Source organism: Fuscovulum blasticum DSM 2131 (assembly GCF_003034965.1).
Classification (GTDB): Bacteria; Pseudomonadota; Alphaproteobacteria; order Rhodobacterales; family Rhodobacteraceae; genus Pseudogemmobacter; species Pseudogemmobacter blasticus.
The window spans coordinates 64,639-81,178 of the sequence record NZ_PZKE01000014.1; the positions used below are offsets into that span (position 1 = coordinate 64,639).

15 protein-coding genes are annotated in these 16,540 nt (G+C 66.5%); 14 read left to right on the forward strand and 1 reads right to left on the reverse strand.

What is annotated here, in order from left to right; genetic code table 11:
• The first annotated feature begins 70 nt into the window (after nucleotides 1-70).
• From C5F44_RS13965 to C5F44_RS14030, 14 genes are all read left to right on the forward strand, one after another.
• On the forward strand, nucleotides 71-1,420 hold the full coding sequence (locus C5F44_RS13965) for an aspartate aminotransferase family protein (RefSeq protein WP_107674158.1): 1,350 nt from the start codon (nucleotides 71-73) through the stop codon (nucleotides 1,418-1,420).
• Complete coding sequence (locus C5F44_RS13970; RefSeq protein ID WP_107674159.1) at nucleotides 1,417-3,030, forward strand: phytoene desaturase family protein; 1,614 nt, start codon at nucleotides 1,417-1,419, stop codon at nucleotides 3,028-3,030. Before C5F44_RS13965 ends, C5F44_RS13970 begins: the two co-directional genes overlap by 4 nt.
• Nucleotides 3,017-4,528, forward strand: a complete 1,512-nt coding sequence (locus C5F44_RS13975) for a phytoene desaturase family protein (protein WP_107674160.1) — start codon at nucleotides 3,017-3,019, stop codon at nucleotides 4,526-4,528. Before C5F44_RS13970 ends, C5F44_RS13975 begins: the two co-directional genes overlap by 14 nt.
• Nucleotides 4,525-5,709 carry an aminomethyl transferase family protein gene (locus tag C5F44_RS13980; RefSeq protein WP_107674161.1) on the forward strand — a complete coding sequence of 395 codons (1,185 nt, stop codon included), beginning with the start codon at nucleotides 4,525-4,527 and terminating at the stop codon, nucleotides 5,707-5,709. The genes C5F44_RS13975 and C5F44_RS13980 overlap by 4 nt, the downstream gene beginning before the upstream one ends.
• 137 nt (nucleotides 5,710-5,846) lie before the next feature.
• Nucleotides 5,847-6,986 carry an aromatic ring-hydroxylating oxygenase subunit alpha gene (locus C5F44_RS13985; protein WP_107674162.1) on the forward strand — a complete coding sequence of 380 codons (1,140 nt, stop codon included), beginning with the start codon at nucleotides 5,847-5,849 and terminating at the stop codon, nucleotides 6,984-6,986.
• Nucleotides 6,983-8,191, forward strand: coding sequence for an aromatic ring-hydroxylating oxygenase subunit alpha (locus tag C5F44_RS13990; RefSeq protein WP_107674163.1), 1,209 nt, complete (start codon nucleotides 6,983-6,985; stop codon nucleotides 8,189-8,191). Before C5F44_RS13985 ends, C5F44_RS13990 begins: the two co-directional genes overlap by 4 nt.
• A 66-nt stretch (nucleotides 8,192-8,257) precedes the next feature.
• Nucleotides 8,258-9,361 (forward strand): polyamine ABC transporter substrate-binding protein, encoded by a 1,104-nt coding sequence (locus C5F44_RS13995; protein WP_107674164.1) that lies wholly within the window; start codon nucleotides 8,258-8,260, stop codon nucleotides 9,359-9,361.
• A 4-nt stretch (nucleotides 9,362-9,365) separates the two neighbouring features.
• Nucleotides 9,366-10,469, forward strand: coding sequence for an ABC transporter ATP-binding protein (locus C5F44_RS14000; RefSeq protein ID WP_107674165.1), 1,104 nt, complete (start codon nucleotides 9,366-9,368; stop codon nucleotides 10,467-10,469).
• A 4-nt stretch (nucleotides 10,470-10,473) separates the two neighbouring features.
• A complete protein-coding gene (locus tag C5F44_RS14005; protein WP_107674166.1) occupies nucleotides 10,474-11,397 on the forward strand; it encodes an ABC transporter permease in 924 nt (307 codons plus the stop codon).
• A complete protein-coding gene (locus tag C5F44_RS14010; RefSeq protein ID WP_107674167.1) occupies nucleotides 11,394-12,233 on the forward strand; it encodes an ABC transporter permease subunit in 840 nt (279 codons plus the stop codon). Before C5F44_RS14005 ends, C5F44_RS14010 begins: the two co-directional genes overlap by 4 nt.
• Entirely contained in the window at nucleotides 12,230-13,081 is an 852-nt protein-coding gene (locus C5F44_RS14015) for a dimethylsulfonioproprionate lyase family protein (RefSeq protein ID WP_107674168.1), read from the forward strand. Before C5F44_RS14010 ends, C5F44_RS14015 begins: the two co-directional genes overlap by 4 nt.
• Complete coding sequence (locus C5F44_RS14020; protein ID WP_107674169.1) at nucleotides 13,074-14,696, forward strand: amidohydrolase; 1,623 nt, start codon at nucleotides 13,074-13,076, stop codon at nucleotides 14,694-14,696. Before C5F44_RS14015 ends, C5F44_RS14020 begins: the two co-directional genes overlap by 8 nt.
• The gene (locus C5F44_RS14025) at nucleotides 14,693-15,475 is read left to right on the forward strand and encodes a methyltransferase domain-containing protein (RefSeq protein WP_107674170.1); all 783 of its coding nucleotides are present in this window, start codon (nucleotides 14,693-14,695) and stop codon (nucleotides 15,473-15,475) included. The genes C5F44_RS14020 and C5F44_RS14025 overlap by 4 nt, the downstream gene beginning before the upstream one ends.
• A gap of 102 nt (nucleotides 15,476-15,577) precedes the next feature.
• A complete protein-coding gene (locus tag C5F44_RS14030; protein ID WP_107674171.1) occupies nucleotides 15,578-15,757 on the forward strand; it encodes a CTP synthetase in 180 nt (59 codons plus the stop codon).
• Nucleotides 15,758-15,766: 9 nt separating this feature from the next.
• Here C5F44_RS14030 and C5F44_RS14035 read toward each other — a convergent pair whose 3' ends face one another.
• Nucleotides 15,767-16,540 (reverse strand): alpha/beta fold hydrolase, encoded by a 774-nt coding sequence (locus C5F44_RS14035; protein WP_107674186.1) that lies wholly within the window; start codon nucleotides 16,538-16,540, stop codon nucleotides 15,767-15,769.

The following is a 16,540-nucleotide window of genomic DNA, read 5'->3' on the forward strand; positions in this document are numbered from 1 at the left end:
GAAATTGATTGACAGACCAGTCAGTCGCGTGGAACGCTGGCCGCATCCTGCAACAGCGCCCGAGAGTCCCATGCAAGACCGCCCGAACCGCGACCTGTCCAAGTCGAATGCCCAGTTCCGGCGCGCGGTGAAGCGTCTGCCCCTGGGCGTGTCGTCGACCTTCCGCTACTGGGGCGATGACCGGACGGTCTATGTCCACCACGGCAAGGGCGGGCGGACCTGGGACATCGACGGCAATGGCTATGTCGATTACCGGCTGGGCTATGGCCCGGCGATCCTGGGCTATGCCGACGACCGGGTGGATGCAGCGGCGCGCAAGGGCATGGAGGTGGGCGGCGTCTTTGCCCTGTCGACCGAGAAGGAACTGATCGTCGCCGACCGCATCGCCAAGATGGTGCCGGCGGCGGAACTGGTGCGCTTCTCGAATTCGGGCACCGAGGCGGTGATGGCCGCACTGCGGCTGGCCCGCGCCTTTACGGGGCGCGAGGAATATCTGCTGGTCGAAGGCGGCTATCATGGCCTGTTCGACGCGGCCATGTGGATGGCCGACATGGAAGGCTGGACGCCCGGATCGAACGCCGACCCGGATGTCGTGCCCTATGGCAAGGGTATTCCGCCGACGGTCAAGAAACTGGCGCATCTGGTGCCGATGAACGACATGCAGCGGCTGGAAGACACGTTCAGGAAACATGGCGACCGGCTGGCCGCCATGCTGATCGAACCGATCCAGGGCAATTGCTGCGCGATCATGGCGCGGGTGGAATATGTCCGGCTGGCGCGCGAATTGTGCGACCGCTACGGCGTGATGCTGATCATCGACGAGGTGAAGACCGGCTTCCGCGTGGGCAAGGGTGGCATTCAGGGGATACTGGGCGTGAAGCCCGACATCACCACCTTCGCCAAGGCGGTGGCGAACGGTTACCCCATCGCGCTGGTGGCGGGGCGCGAGGATGTGATGCGCACCTTCCGCTATGGCGGGGCCAGCCACGGCGGCACCTATACAGCCCATTCGGTTTCCCTGGCCGCAGCCGAGGAATGCTTGCGGATTCTGGACGAAACCCCGGCACTGGAAACGCTGGCCAATCATGGCACGCAGTTGATGGCCGGGATCAGCGCCATCCTGAACGCGCGCGGGATCGTTCATTCCTATTCCGGCCACCCGTCGATGTTCGGCCTGTTCTTCGATGCCGCGCCACCCGACAACTATCGCGCCTGGAAGGCCAGCGATTACAGCTTCTATGACCGGATGGCGCATTACCTGCATGATCTGGGCATCATCGTGGAACCCGACAGCCGCGAACCGTGGTTCATGTGCGAGGCGCATGGTCTGGACGCGACCTGCCTGACCGACACGCTGGCGGCGGTCGAGCGCGCCGTTGACCTGACGCTTGAGGATCTGGCGGCGGAGGCGGCCGAGTGACCTATGATGCGGTGATTGTCGGGGCAGGGCACAACGGCCTTGTCACCGCCTGCTATCTGGCGCGGGCGGGGATGAAGGTCTGCGTGGTGGAAAAGAACGACTGGATCGGTGGCGCTGCCGTTTCGCGCGAGCTGTATCCCGGCTTCACCTATTCCAACTGTTCCTATGTGAGCAGCCTGTTCCGCCCCGAGATCATGCGCGATCTGGAACTGTCGAAGCACGGCCTGCAGATCCTGCCCTATGAGGGCGGCGCGGTGTTCCAGCAGGGGGGCGGCTATCTGGGCATGTTCCGCGACCATGACGCGAACCGCCGCGAATTCGCCCGCCATTCAAGGCGCGATGCCGAGGCCTATGACATCTATGCGCGCGACATTTTGCGGTTCTGCCGCTTCATCCGGCCGATGCTGATGCGCACGCCGCCCGACCCGTCCAGCTTTCGCCCCCGCGATCTGGCGGAACTGATGTGGCTGGCCCGGCAGATGGGCGCCTTGAGCGAGGGCCAGCGGGCCGAGATGGTGCGGTTCTGGACCATGTCGATCAGCGACTATCTGGACGAATATTTCGAAAGCCCGGTGATCAAGGGCTATCTGGCCGTGTCCGCCATCATCGGCACCGCATTGGGGCCGATGAGCCCCGGGTCCGCCTATGTGCTGCTGCATCATTACATGGGGGATGTGGACGGCAATGTGGGCGCCTGGGGCTTTGCCCGCGGCGGGATGGGGGCGATCACGCGGGCGCTGACCGCATCCTTGCAGGCGGCCGGGGGCGAGGTGCGCACCGGCAGCGGGGTGGACCGTATTGCGGTGCGCGACGGTCGCGCGACAGGCGTTGTGCTGGCCAATGGCGATGAGATCGCCGGTCGGCGGGTGATCTCGAACATGGACGTGAAGCGCACCTTCCTGAAACATGTCGAGGAAAAGGAGCTTCCGGGTGATTTTGTCCGCCGCGTCAAGGCTTTCAAGATCCGCGGCTCTTCCGGCAAGCTGAACATCGCGCTGGATGCGGCCCCGGTGTTTCCGGCCCTGCCGGAGGGGGCGCCGATGATCCGGGGCGACCTGCATTTCACCGACAGCATCGAGAGGATGGAGCGCGGGTATGACGATTGGAAGGCCGGGCATTACAGCCGCGATCCGTTCCAGGACGTGATGATCCCCACCATGATCGACCCGACGATGACGCCGCCGGGCAAGCATTTCATGTCCTGCTTCGTGCAATATGCGCCGCCGAAGATCGAGGGGCGCGCGTGGACGGATGCCGACCGCGACGGGTTCCGCGACACCTGCCTGAACCAGATCGAGAGCTATTCGCCCGGGTTCAAGGACCGGGTGCTGCATGTCGAGGTGCGCACCCCGCGCGAGCTGGAGGCCGAGGTCGGGCTGACCGAGGGCAATATCTTCCAGGGGGAACTGACCTTCGACCAGTTGCTCTTCAATCGCCCGGTGCCGGGCTATGCGCAATACCGCAGCCCGATCCGCGATCTTTGGATGTGCGGTTCGTCCACCCACCCCGGTGGCGGGGTGATGGGGGCGCCGGGGCGCAATGCGGCGGCCGAGGTGCTGCGCGAGGCGAAGCTGAAACCGACGATGAGCGATGCCTATGCCGTCCTTTGATGTGATCGTGATCGGCGGCGGCGTCAACGGGCTGGCCTGCGCCGCCCGTCTGGCCGGCAAGGGCCGCAAGGTGCTGCTGCTGGAAGCGGGCGCCGTGCCCGGTGGCGGGGCAGGGGAGCGCGACTTCGCGCCCGGTTATCGTGCGCCGGCGCTGGCGCATCTGACGCAGGGGCTGGATGCGCGGGTGCTGCACGGCATGGGGCTGGCCCGGCACGGGCTGGCCTTCGACCCGGTGGCCACCACGGTTCTGGCCGGGCAGGCGGCGCCTATGGTCGTGCAGGGGGGGCAGACAAGCGGCCCCGACGCCGCGGCCTTTGCGGCGCTTCATGCCAAGCTGTCGGCCTTTGCCCGCGTGCTGGCGCCGTTCCGCGCCGACAAGCCGCCGCGACTGGTGGCCGAAGGGCAGCCCTGGGGCCGGCTGCTGCGGCAGGGGCTGGCGATCCGTGGCCTTGGCCGCGACGATTTTCGCGAATTGCTGCGCATGGTCCTGATCAACGTGCATGACGTGGCCGAGGATGAGCTGACGGATGATCGGCTGAAGGGCCTGCTGGCCTTTGACGCCACGCTGGGGGCATGGCTGGGGCCACGGTCGCCCAATTCGCTGATCCTCTACCTTGACCGGCTGTCGCGGGGCGAGGGGCCGCTTTGGCCAAGGGGCGGCATGGGCGCGCTGGCGCGGGCCATGGCGGCGGCGGCCACGGCGGCGGGGGTTGCCTTGCGCTGCGATGCACGGGTGGAAAGCATTTTCACCGAAGGTGACCGCGCCGTCGGCGTTCGGCTGGTCTCGGGCGAGGAGATCCGCGCCGGCCTGGTGGTCAGCGCGATCAACCCGCGCACCACCTTCCGCGCGCTGGTCGGGCCACGGGCGCTGGACGCCGGGTTCTTCCGCCGCACCGGACACATCCGGTCCCGCGGCGCGGCGGCCAAGCTGCATCTGGCGTTGACCGGACTGCCCGATTTCCGGGGGGGCGATCCGGCCTCGCGCCTTGTCATCGCACCGTCGTCCGAGGCGGTGGAGGCCGCCTTCAACCCGGTGAAATACGGCGAGGTGCCGAAGGCCCCTGTGATGGAGGTGATCCTGCCCACGGCCCGCGAAGCGGATTGGGCGCCTGCGGGGCATCATGTGCTGTCGGCCATCGTGCAATACGCCCCCCATGCCCCCATGGCGGGGCTGGAGGCGGCGCGTTCGGAACTGCTGGAAAACACGCTTGCGGTGCTGGAGGCACAGGCGCCGGGTCTGCGCGGGCGGATCGCCCATGCCGAATTGCTGATGCCGCAGGACATCGAGGCGCGCTTTGGCATGGTGGGGGGCAACTGGCACCATGGCGAACTGGCGGTCGAGCAGATGCTGTTCAACCGCCCGCTGCCGCAGGCGGCAGGCTATGCCACCCCGTTGCCCGGCCTGTGGCTGGCCGGGGCGGGCAGCCACCCCGGCGGCGGCATCAACGGTGCGGCCGGCTGGAACGCCGCCGGCGCCATTCTGGAGGCGCGGGCATGACCAACCTGACGCATTTCCGCACCCCGCTGCGGCACACCCCGTTTCACCCGCGCACCGCCTCGGCGAACAGGCTGAACCGCTGGGGGCCATGGGCCGGCTGCATGACATCGCTGTGCTATGGCGATGTGGACATGGAATATACCGCAATCCGCAACGCGGCTTCGGTCTATGACCTGTGCCCGATGGTGAAATACCGTGTCACCGGGCCGGACGCCGCCGATTATCTGAACCGGCTGATGATCCGCAACGCGGCGAAACTGCCGGTGGGCGGGGTGCATTACACCGCCTGGTGCGATGATGACGGCAAGCTGCTGGATGACGGCACCCTGTTCCGCCACGGGCCGGAGGATTACCTGATCTGCTGTCAGGAACGCCATCTGCCCTGGCTTCTGGACAGCGCGCAGGGGTTTGACGTGCAGGTGGCCGAGATCACCGAAGAGATCGCCGCCCTGTCGCTGCAAGGCCCCTGTTCGGCCAGTGTGCTGGCGGCGGCGGGGCTCGATGTGTCGGCGCTGAAACCCTTTCGCATGGCACGCTTCCCCTTTGCCGGGGGCGAGATCACCATCTCGCGCACCGGATTCACCGGCGATCTGGGGTATGAGCTGTGGATGACGCCCGATCAGGCCCTGCCGTTCTGGGACCATCTGTTCGCCGCGGGCGCGCCTTGGGGGATTCGCCCCATCGGCACCGACGCGCTGGATCTGGCGCGGATCGAGGCCGGGTTCATCATCACCAACATGGACTTTGTTCCGGCCCATCAGGCGCTGCGCGAAGACCGGCCGCGCAGCCCGCTGGAAATGGGCCTGGGCTGGATGATCGACTGGGAGAAGGGCAATTTCACCGGCCGCCGGGCGCTTCTGGCCGAAAAGGCGCAAGGGTCGGAGTGGGCACTTGTCGGGCTGGACGTGCCGGGGAACGTGTCGGCGGAAGGCTCGATCCTGTATCACGACAAGAAGCACGAGGCGGGGTTCGTCACCGCCGCCGCCTGGTCGCCCGCGCTGAAGGCCAGCGTGGCCATCGCGCAGGTCAAGGCGCGGCACGCCGGGGGCGACAATCTCTGGGTCGAAATCTATGCGCTGCGCGAGCTGCAATATGTCAAGCTGATGCTGCCGGTGCGCGTGGTCGAGCGGCCGTTCTACAACCCGGCCCGCCGCCGCGCGATGCCACCGGAAAGGGTGTAGCCGATGATGCGGGCTTGCAATGCAGCGGGGCGACGGGGCGACCGGAGTTTTCAAAAACGCCGGGCCGGAGCCTTTGAAGGCTCCGCGGCGATTTCTTGCAAGAAATCGCCGACGAGTGAGGGTTAGAGGGGGAAGGCATGGACGACAAACGCCACCCGCTGTCTCCGCGCCTTGATCATTGCCCCGAGGGGCTGCCGCGGGCGGCCTATCTGGCGCAGGACTGGTATGATCGCGAAATGGCCACGCTGTTCGCCCGGCAATGGGTTTGCGTGGGGCACCTTGCCGATTTCGCACCGGGCACGATGCGGCGGGCCAGTGTCGGTGCAGCGCCGGTCGTGGTGGCGCGCGGTGCCGGGGGCGAGGTCTCGGTCTGGCACAACTCTTGCCCGCATCGCGGATCGGAACTGTGCCGCGGTGAAGAGGAACCCTTGGGCAAGCTGATCCGCTGCCCCTATCACGCCTGGTCCTTTGCCGCCGGTGACGGGCGGCTGGTCTCGACCGCCCATGCCGTGCCGACCGCAGATTTCGACCGTTCCGCGCATGGGCTGCGGCCGGTGGCGCATCGGCTGTGGAACGGCTTTCTGTTCCTGAACCTGTCGGCCGATCCAGGCGAGATCGGGTCCGATGTCGGGCTGGCAACGCTGGACAACTGGCCGATGGACGGGCTTGTCACCGGCCACCGCTGGGAAACCGATCTGGCCTGCAACTGGAAATCCTTCTGGGAAAACTATTCCGAATGTCTGCACTGCCCGGGCATCCATCCCGAACTGTGCGACATGGTTCCGATCTATGGCACCGGCGTCATGGGGGCGTCCGAAGCCTTGGGCTGGACGCCCGATCAGCCCGCGCCGCGCGCCCTGAAACCCGGCGCCGAAAGCTGGACCATGACCGGCGCCCCCTGCGGCCCGGTCTTCCCCGGCCTGACCGCCGCCGAACGGGACGCGGGCTACAGCTTCGTCACGCTCTGGCCTTCGGTCTATGTGGTGGCGCATGTCGATTACGTCCGCTCGGTCCGGCTGGTGCCGCTGGGGCCGGAACGCACCCGGCTGATTGCCGAATGGCATTTCGCGCCCGAAACGCTGGCCCAGCCCGGCTTTGACCCTGCCGCCGTGGCCGCCTTTGCGAAGATCGTGATGGAGCAGGACGGGGCCGCGTCCGAGATGAACCAGCGCGGTATGCGATCGCCCGCCTTCCGTGCGGCGCGACTGATGCCCGAGGAATACGAGATCCACCGCTTTCACCAATGGGTGCTGCGCCAGATGGAGGACCGGCCATGACCGAGATGCCGTTCAAATCATTGCCCATCCCGAACGATTGGGACAGGTCCGGTCTGCCGGCCTGGACCTACCATTCGCAGGCGGTCTTCGATCTGGAACGGGAAAACGTCTTCCTGAACCACTGGCAGGTGGCCGGGCATGTGAACGACATTCCCGCCCCCGGCGACTGGCTGGCGTTTGACCTGCTGGGCGAACGCGCGGTGGTGATGCGGGGGCAGGATGGCGTGGTGCGGGCGTTCCACAACCTGTGCCGCCATCGCGGCGCGCGGGTGGTGGATGGCGTGCAGGGCCATTGCCGCGGGGCCGTGGTCTGCCCGTTTCATGGCTGGGTCTATAACCTGGACGGCAGCCTGCGCGGCGCGGCCCAGCCCACCAGTTTCGGCGGCATCGACCGTGCCCGTTTCGGGTTGAAACCGATCGAGGCCGAGGTGTTCCACGGCTTCATCTTCCTGCGCTTCCACCCCGGCCCGCAGGCGCCGGTGGCCACGCTGCTGGCCCCCTATGAGGCCGATTTCGCCGCCTATGCGGTGGCCGACCTGCTGCCGGTGGACAGCCCGCGCTGGTACACCGACCTGCCGGTGAACTGGAAGTCGGTGCGCGATGTGGACAACGAGGGCTATCATGTTCCGCTGGCGCACCCCGGCCTGCAGGAACTGTACGGCCGCGACTATCGCGACCTCAATCTTGATGATGGCCTGCATGTCTCGGTTGGCTACTTCGGTGACAAGCCGGGGCGGGGCTGGTCGGTGCGGCATTATGTGAAACACGCCCCCGACCGGCCCGGCCTGCCGCCGCATCTGCGCCGCGCCTGGACCTATTACGGGGTCTTCCCCTCTACCGTCTTTGCCTTCACGCCCGAAGGGGCGCAGTTCTACCATGACCTGCCCATCAGCCCTGGCCAGACGCGGCTGACCGGGCGCACCTATCGCTGGCCCGAGGAAAGCCGGCAGGTGAGGCTGGCGCGCTATCTGGCGGCGCGGATCGACCGCGACACCTCGGTCGAGGATCAGCAACTGACGATCTGGTCGAACGAATCGATGAAGTCCTCGGCCTTCGACGGGTTCTACCTGTCCGACCACGAATATGGCCTGCGCCGCCACCATGACCGGCTGCGCGGTCTGGTGCCGGTGATGCAGCTTGCGACGGCCCCGGCCGAGGCGGAAGTGATCGCCCGGAACAAGGAAATGCTTGGCAGACGCCGATAATGCGACAAACCTGAAGACCATAAGCGCCCCGGCAAAAGTGGCGCGACCCACAGCGGAGGAAGACCCATGCGACTGACCCGTCGATCCACCCTTGCCACGCTGACCGGCGCGCTGGCGCTGCCCTATGTGCGCCCGTCCTGGGCGCAGGCGGGCACTGTGAACGTCTACAACTGGTCCGACTACATCGGCGAAACCACCATCGCCGATTTTGAGGCCGAGACGGGAATCGGTGTGGTCTATGACCTTTACGCCAGTTCCGAGGAGGCGCAGGCCAAGATGCTGGCCGGCAGTTCGGGCTATGACGTGGTGCTTCATTCCGGCATGTCGCTGGGCCGCTTCGTGCAGGCCGGCGTGTTCCAGAAGCTGGACCGCGCCAAGCTGACCGGCTGGGGCAATCTGGATACCGCAATCCTGAAGGTGGTCGAGGGCTTCGATCCGGGCAACCAGTATGGCGTGCCGTATATGTGGGGCTCGGTCGGGATGACCTATAACATGGCCATGGTGAAAGAGCGGCTGCCCGAGGCCGATCTGGAATCGCTCGACACCATCCTGCTGCCGGAAAACGCGGCCAAGCTGGCCGACTGCGGGCTGTCGCTGCTGGACAGCCCCACCGATGCGGGCTTCATGATCCTGAAATACCTGGGCATTGATCCTGACACTGCAGGTGAAGCCGAATACAAGAAACTGGCCGAGGCGATTGCGCCGATCCGGCCCTACATCGCCACTTTCGACAATACCAACTATCTGACAACGCTTCCAAATCAGGAAGTCTGTGCCGTGAATACCTGGTCGGGTGATTACGCCGTGGCCAAGACCCGCGCGGCCGAAGCCGGGATTGACATCGACCTTGCCTATTTCGTGCCCAAGACCGGCGCTCCGGCCTGGTTCGACCTGTGGTGCATCCCGACCGACTCGCAGAACGTCGATAACGCCCATCGTTTCATCGACTATCTGCTGCGCCCCGAGGTGGTTGCCGCCTGCACCAACTTCACCGGCTATGCCAATGCGAACAGCGCGGCCACGGCCTTTGTCGACCCCGCCATCGCCGCCGATCCGGCGATCTATCCTGACGATACGGTCATGGCACGGCTTTACACCCCCAAGCCCCAGACCGATGCACAGGAAGAGCAGATGACGCGCATCTGGACCACGATCAAGACGGGCGGCTGACCAGATGTCCGCCCCGGACGAGCCCTTCCTGCGCATCGAAGGGGTCTCGAAATCTTTCGGCACGTTTCAGGCGGTGCGCGATGTGTCGTTGACGGTGGCCAAGGGCGAGATCTTCTCGCTTCTCGGGGGGTCTGGCTGCGGCAAGACCACGCTTTTGCGGATGCTGGCCGGGTTCGAGGAACCAACCTCCGGCCGCATCTTTCTGGACGGGCGCGACATGGCGGGTGTGCCGCCATGGTCGCGGCCCGTGCATATGATGTTTCAAAGCTATGCGCTGTTCCCGCATATGAGCGTGGAGAAGAACATCGCCTATGGCCTGAAGCATGAAGCCATGACCAAGGCGCAGCGTGACGACCGGGTGCGCGAGATGCTGGATCTGGTGCAGCTTTCGCAATTCGCCGCGCGCAAGCCGCATCAGATTTCCGGGGGGCAGCGGCAAAGGGTGGCACTGGCCCGCGCGCTGGCGCGTCAGCCGAAACTTCTGCTGCTGGATGAACCGCTGGCGGCGCTGGACAAGAAGCTGCGCGAACATACCCAGTTCGAACTGATGAGCATTCAGGCCCGCACCGGGGTGACCTTCATCGTCGTGACCCATGATCAGGAAGAGGCGATGACCCTTTCTGACCGCATCGCGGTGATGGATCGCGGCCGGGTCATGCAGGTGGGCAGCGCGACCGAGATCTACGAGTTTCCCAACAGCCGCTTCGTGGCCGGCTTCATCGGCTCGATCACCTCGTTCGAGGCGCGGGTGACGGGGCGCGAGGGCGGACAGGTGGTGCTGGAGGTGCCGGCGCTTGGTGGCCGCGTGCTGGCGCGCGACGTGCCCGGCGTGGTGGAGGGGCAGGCAGTCACGCTGGCCCTGCGACCCGAAAAGCTGCGCATCTCGAAGGACCGGCCCGAAACGGGCAATGCGGTGGAAGGCATGGTAAAGGACCTGGCCTATTTCGGGAAGGACAGCCTGTATCGCATCGTCCTGCCCTCGGGCGCGCTGGTTTCGGCCCATGCGGTGAACGCGCGGCGCGGCGATGAGGCGACGCGCGTCGCCGATTGGGATGACCGGGTCTGGCTGTCCTTCGACCCCGCCGCCGCCATCGTGCTGACGGAGTAGTGCCATGGAACACTCGTCCCGCCTGTCACGCTGGTTCGACCGCAGGGGGTGGTCTGACATCATCATCGGCGCACCCTATGTCTGGTTGGTGGTGCTGTTCCTGCTGCCCTTCCTGATCGTGGTGGCGATCAGTGTCGCCACCAAGACCGCCACCGCGCCGCCATTCAGTTTCGGCGGAGAGCATCCGCTGGTGAACCTGCAAGGTTATCAGCGGCTGCTGCATGACACGCTGTATCTGCGGGCCTTCCTGACCTCGCTGACCAATGCGGGTATCGCGATGGTGCTGTGCCTGTTGCTGGGCTATCCGATGGCCCTGGCGCTGACGCGGGTCTCGCGGTCGTGGCGCAACATCCTGCTGATGCTGGTGATCCTGCCGTTCTGGACCTCGTTCCTGCTGCGTGTCTATGCGTGGATGGGTCTGATGGGCAAGAACAGTTGGTTCAACGCCTTGCTGACCGACGCCTGGAACTGGGTGGTTCCGGTCGATTGGGCGGTGAAGTCGATCCCGATGATGCACACGAATTTCGCCGTGGTGCTGGTCATGGTCTATACCTACCTGCCCTTCATGATCCTGCCGCTTTACGCCAGCCTTGAACGGCTGGACCCGACGCTGGACGAGGCGGCGCTGGATCTGGGGTCGCGCCCGTCGCGGGTGTTCCTGGACGTGACGCTGCCGCAAAGTGTGCCGGGCATCATTGCCGGCGGGCTGCTGGTGTTCATCCCGGCGGCGGGGGAACTGGTGATCCCCTCGCTGGTGGGCAATGCCGCCTCGCCGATGATCGGGCGGGTCATTTCGGACGAATTCTCCTCGGCCCGCGACTGGCCCATGGCCTCGTCCGTGGCGGTGGCGCTGCTGTTGCTGATGGTGGTGCCGATGATGCTTTACAGCCATTATCAGGCGAAAGCGGAAGGGGAGGCCGGCAAATGAAACGTCGCCCCGTCTTCCTGCTGACCGTCCTGTGCTTCGGCTTTGCCTTCTTCTATGTGCCGATCTTGTCGATGATGGTCTATTCCTTCAACGAATCCCGGCTGGCAACGGTCTGGGGCGGGTTCTCGACCAAGTGGTATGTGTCGCTGTTCTCGAACCGGCAGGTGATCGCGGCGCTGATGCTGTCGCTGAAGATCGCGCTGGTCTCGGCCACCATCGCCACCATCCTGGGCACCATGGCCGGCATCGCGCTGGCACGGTTCACCAAGTTCCGCGGCCGGGTGCTGTTTTCGGGGCTGGTCACCGCGCCGCTGATCATGCCCGAGGTGATTACCGGCATCTCGTCGCTGATGTTCTTCATCCTGCTGGCGGACTGGATCGGCTGGCCGGGAAGCCGCGGCTTCACCACCATCACGCTGGCCCATATCACCTTTTCCATGGTCTTCGTGACAACCGTGGTTCAGGCAAGGATGAGCCAGGCCGACCGCGCCATCGAAGAGGCGGCGATGGACCTTGGGTCGCGTCCCTGGCAGGTGCTGTTCGACGTGACGCTGCCGGTGATCTCGCCCGCCATCCTGTCGGGCTGGCTTCTGGCCTTCACCATCTCGCTTGATGATGTGGTCATCACCTCGTTCACCACGGGGCCGGGGTCCACCACGCTGCCGCTGTTGATCTGGTCCAAGGTCAAGCTGGGGGTGACGCCCGACATCAACGCGCTGGCGACGCTGACGGTGCTGATCGTCGGCATCGGGGTGGCGATTGCCGGCTTTGTGATGAACCGGTCTGATGCGCGGCGCGATGCCGATGCGCGGCTGGCCTATCAGGCCAACAAATGACCGGGTTGTTCGGTATTCCACTGGGGGTGCCGGGGGCAGGCCGTGCCCGCTATGCCCGCGCCATGGCGGCCTTTCAGGCGGGCAAGCTGTCGGCGGCCCAGCTTGAAGCCTATCGCACCGCCGCCGCCTTTGACGGGCAGGGGCCGGCGGCGGTGCTGGCCGAACGCGGGCTGCCGGTGCCGGCAGAGGCCGCGCCCGACCCGCCCGCGCTGATCCGCGCGCTGGTCGAGGAGGCCGATCTGTATCTTGCCGGTTTGCCCGGCCCCGGCGTGGCCGAGGTGCGGGCCGGGTTGGCCCGCTGGCGCGACGGGCCGGTGACGCCGGCCCCGCAGGCCGCGAACGCGGTGTTGGACGCCCACCTTCCCGCCGCCCTGGCCGCGCTGGCCGCCGCGCAGCCCGGCCTTGCCGCCGCCATTGCCGCCGCCCGGCCGCATCTGCACTGGATCACCTATGACGGCTATGACCGCGCCGCCATCGGCGAAGACTTTGCCGCTGGCCATGCCTATGCCTCGATCTTCGGGGAGGAGGCGGCGATTCCGGCGCGCGACTTCGACTTCGGTCTGTTCCTGATCGCGCCGCATGTGCTGTACCGCGACCATGCCCATGCCGCGCCCGAACTTTACGCGCCGCTGACCGGCCCGCATGGCTGGCGCTTTGGTCCCGGCAGGCCGCTGGTGGTGAAGCCCGCGCATCGGCCGGTGTGGAACCCCGCCCACCGGCCGCATCTGACCAAGGTCGGCCCTGTTCCGTTCCTGTGCCTCTTCGGCTGGACCCGCGACGTGGCCGAGGTGGCGCGCGTGATCCCCGCCGCCGACTGGCCAATGCTTGAGGCGTTGCGCCTTGGTTGACACCCTGATCCACAACGCCCGCATCCGCACCATGGACCCGGCCCGCCCGACGGCGGACTGGCTGCTGATCTGTGATGACAGGATCGCCGCGCTTGGCGCTGGCCCGGCACCCGGCGCCGACCGCCGGATTGACGCGGGCGGGCGGCTGGTGCTGCCGGGGTTTCAGGATGCGCATATCCATCTGCTTTCGGGCGGCACGGATCTGGCGACCGCCGTCCCGCTGTATGAGGTGGGCAATGAGGCGGGCCTGCTGGCGGCGGTGGCAGCCCATGCCGCGGCCCGGCCCGACCTGCCGCTGGTGATCGGGGCCGGCTGGCAACCGGGGGTCTTCGGTGACGACAATCTGACGGCGGCCGTGATCGACCGCGCCTTCGCGGACCGGCCGGCGATCCTGTATGACAGCAGTTTCCACAATGCCTGCCTGAACAGCCGGGCGCTGGACATTGCCGGGATCAAAAACGACACGCCCGATCCGCCGAACGGCCATATCGTCCGTGATCATGCTGGTCGCGCCACCGGGATGCTGCATGAAGAGGTGATCCCCTGGGTACTGGAACGGCTGCCTGACCTGACCGACGATCACCGGATGCAGGGCCTGATTGCCGGGCAGGCGTTGGCCAATGCGCATGGCATCACCGGCGTCCTTGACCCACGCATCACCGATCTTGAAGCGCGGATCTATGCCCGTGCGCAGGCCGAGGGGCGGCTGACGCTGCGAGTGGCCGGGGCCGCGCTGGTGACCGAGGCGGATACGGCGGAAATCGCCGTTGCCCGCCTGGCCGCGCTGCGCGCCGCCCATCCGGGGCCGGAGTTCCACGTCCACTCTGCCAAGCTCTTCATGGATGGCGTGTTCGAGAACCGCACCGCCGCGCTGCTGGCGCCCTATGCCGATGCGCCGGGCGGCAATGCGCCCTGCATGTTCGGGCTTGAGAAAACGAAAACCCTTTTCACCGCACTGGATGCCGCCCGGTTTGCCATTCATGTTCATGTGATCGGCGATGCTGCCGCCCGCCGCGCGATCGAGGGGTTTGAGGCGGCCCGCGCCGCCAATGGCCCCTGGCCCGCCGCGCATCAACTGACGCATCTTCAGCTTCTGGACGCGGGCGACATTGCCCGCCTGGCTCCGGCCGGGGCCACCGCGAACATCCAGCCGTTGTGGGCCCGGCTGGACCCGCTGATCCCCGACATCGCGCTGGACATGATCGGCCCCGCGCGGCGCGCGCAGACCTATGCCTTTCGCAGCCTGCTGGAGGCGGGCACCGACTGGTGCCTGTCATCGGACTGGCCGGTCAGCACGCTGAACCCGTTCGAGATCATCGAAACCGCCGTCACCCGGCAGGCCCGCCGCGCCGATGGCCCGCGTGAGGCGTTCCTGCCCGAACAGGCGCTGACGGTAGAGGAAGCGGTTCTGGGCTATACCGCCCATGCCGCCCGTGCCTGCTGGCGGGGTGACACAACCGGCATCCTGCGGCCGGGGTTTTCGGCCGATGTGATCGTGCTGGATCAGGACATCTTCGCCTGCCCGCCCGATGTCCTTTCCGACACGCAGGTTCTGCTGACGCTGTTCAAGGGCCGCGCCGTTCATGCCGTCGGCCCGTTCAGGTGGGAAGCATGAGCGAAGACCACTACCCGCCGCAGATGATTGCGATGCTCGAAGCCATCTGGGGCGAGGGGTTCCTGTCGCCCGGCGGGGCCGAGGAGGTGGGCCGTGTGATCGGTGGCCATGATCTGACCGGCCGGTCGGTGCTGGACATCGGCTGCGGGGCAGGGGGTATCGACCTTGCGCTGGTGGCCCGCCACGGCGCCGGTTTCGTGACCGGGATCGACGTGGAAGACCCGGTGCTGGCCCATGCCCGCGGTCTGGTTGCCAAGGCGGGGCTGTCTGACCGGATCGGTCTGGTCAAGGTGGCCCCCGGCCCGCTGCCGTTTCCGCCCGGCATGTTTGACGTGGTGTTTTCCAAGGATTCCATAATCCACATCCCCGACAAGCACGCCCTGATGGCCGAGGTGTTCCGGGTGCTGCGGCCGGGCGGGTGGTTCCTTGCCTCGGACTGGCTGATCGGGACCGAGACGATTTCACCGCAGATGGCCGAATACATCGCCGCCGAGGGGCTGGATTTCGGCATGGCCACCCCGGCCCGCTATCATCAGGCGATGCAGGCGGCGGGGTTCGAGGCGATCGAGACCCGGTCGCGCAATGCCTGGTATCGCGAACAGGCGCGGGTGGAACTGGCGCGGCTGGAAGGCGAGGCCGGGCGCGCGGCGGCGGCCGTGGTGGGGGCCGGGTTCGTGCAGAAGAACATCGGCATCTGGCAGCGGATGATCCCGGTGCTGGACAGCGGCGAACATTGCCCCACACATCTGGCCGCCCGGAAACCGGGCGCAGCAGGATAAATATAAATATTCAAAAGTAATGATTTATCTTGACTCAGGTCAAGGTAAACCCGCAGCAAAGATGCAGGATCAGGCCCGACGCGACGTTTGTGGAGGATTCCAATGCGCCTGTTCTTCCTGCTTTTCCCCGTCATCGGCACCACGCTGGCCGGCATCGGCATGGTTGTGGCCCTGACCGCGGGTCTGGACACGACCAAGCCCATTGTCCTGTCTGCCGCCATCGGGGCGGCGGTCGGTCTGGTGGTCACCTGGATGGTCGCTCGCAAGCTGGCCGCGAACTGAGACCCGGCCTCAGGCGTTCAGGAACACGCGGACGGTTTCCTCGAACTCGCGGGGCTTGTCGGCGTGAAGCCAGTGCCCGGCCCCTGCGATCCTGGCAAAGCGCGCCTTGGGGAACAGGGCGCGGATCGGTTCGCGGTATTCGGGCCGGACATAGCTGCTGTCGCCCCCGGTCAGGAACAGGGCTGGGCCGTCGAACTGGCCGGTCGTGCCGGGCCAGCCGACGATGTTCGGCATCTCGGCCTCAAGCACGTCAAGGTTCAGCCGCCAGCGCGGGCCGCCTTCGGCCTTGAGGTCCAGCGATTGCAGGAAGAACGCCCGCAGGCCCGGATCATTCACGGTTTCGGCAAGGCGGCGGTCCGCCTCGCCCCGCGCGACAAGGCCGGTCAGATCCAGCGCGCGCATGGCCCGGGCATAGCGGCTTTGATCGTGGTCATAGGCGACCGGGGCGATGTCCGCCGCCACCAGCCGGCGGATCAGCCCGCCTTCGGTCAGCGCCAGTTGCATCGCCGCCTTGCCGCCCATGGAATGGCCCAGCAGATCGGCCTTGCCGCCCAGGCTGCGGATCACCTCGGCCAGATCCTGCGCCATCTCCGGGTAGCGGTGAACCGGCATCCAGGGGCTGTTGCCGTGGTTGCGCATGTCAACCGCGATCACGTCACGCACATCAGCCAGCCGACGCGCGATGACGCCCCAATTCCGGCCGGTGCCATAAAGACCGTGGGCAATCACCAGCGGCAGGGCGTCGGTGGGGGTGGCGGCGGGGTGGTGGATCAGGGCAAGCAT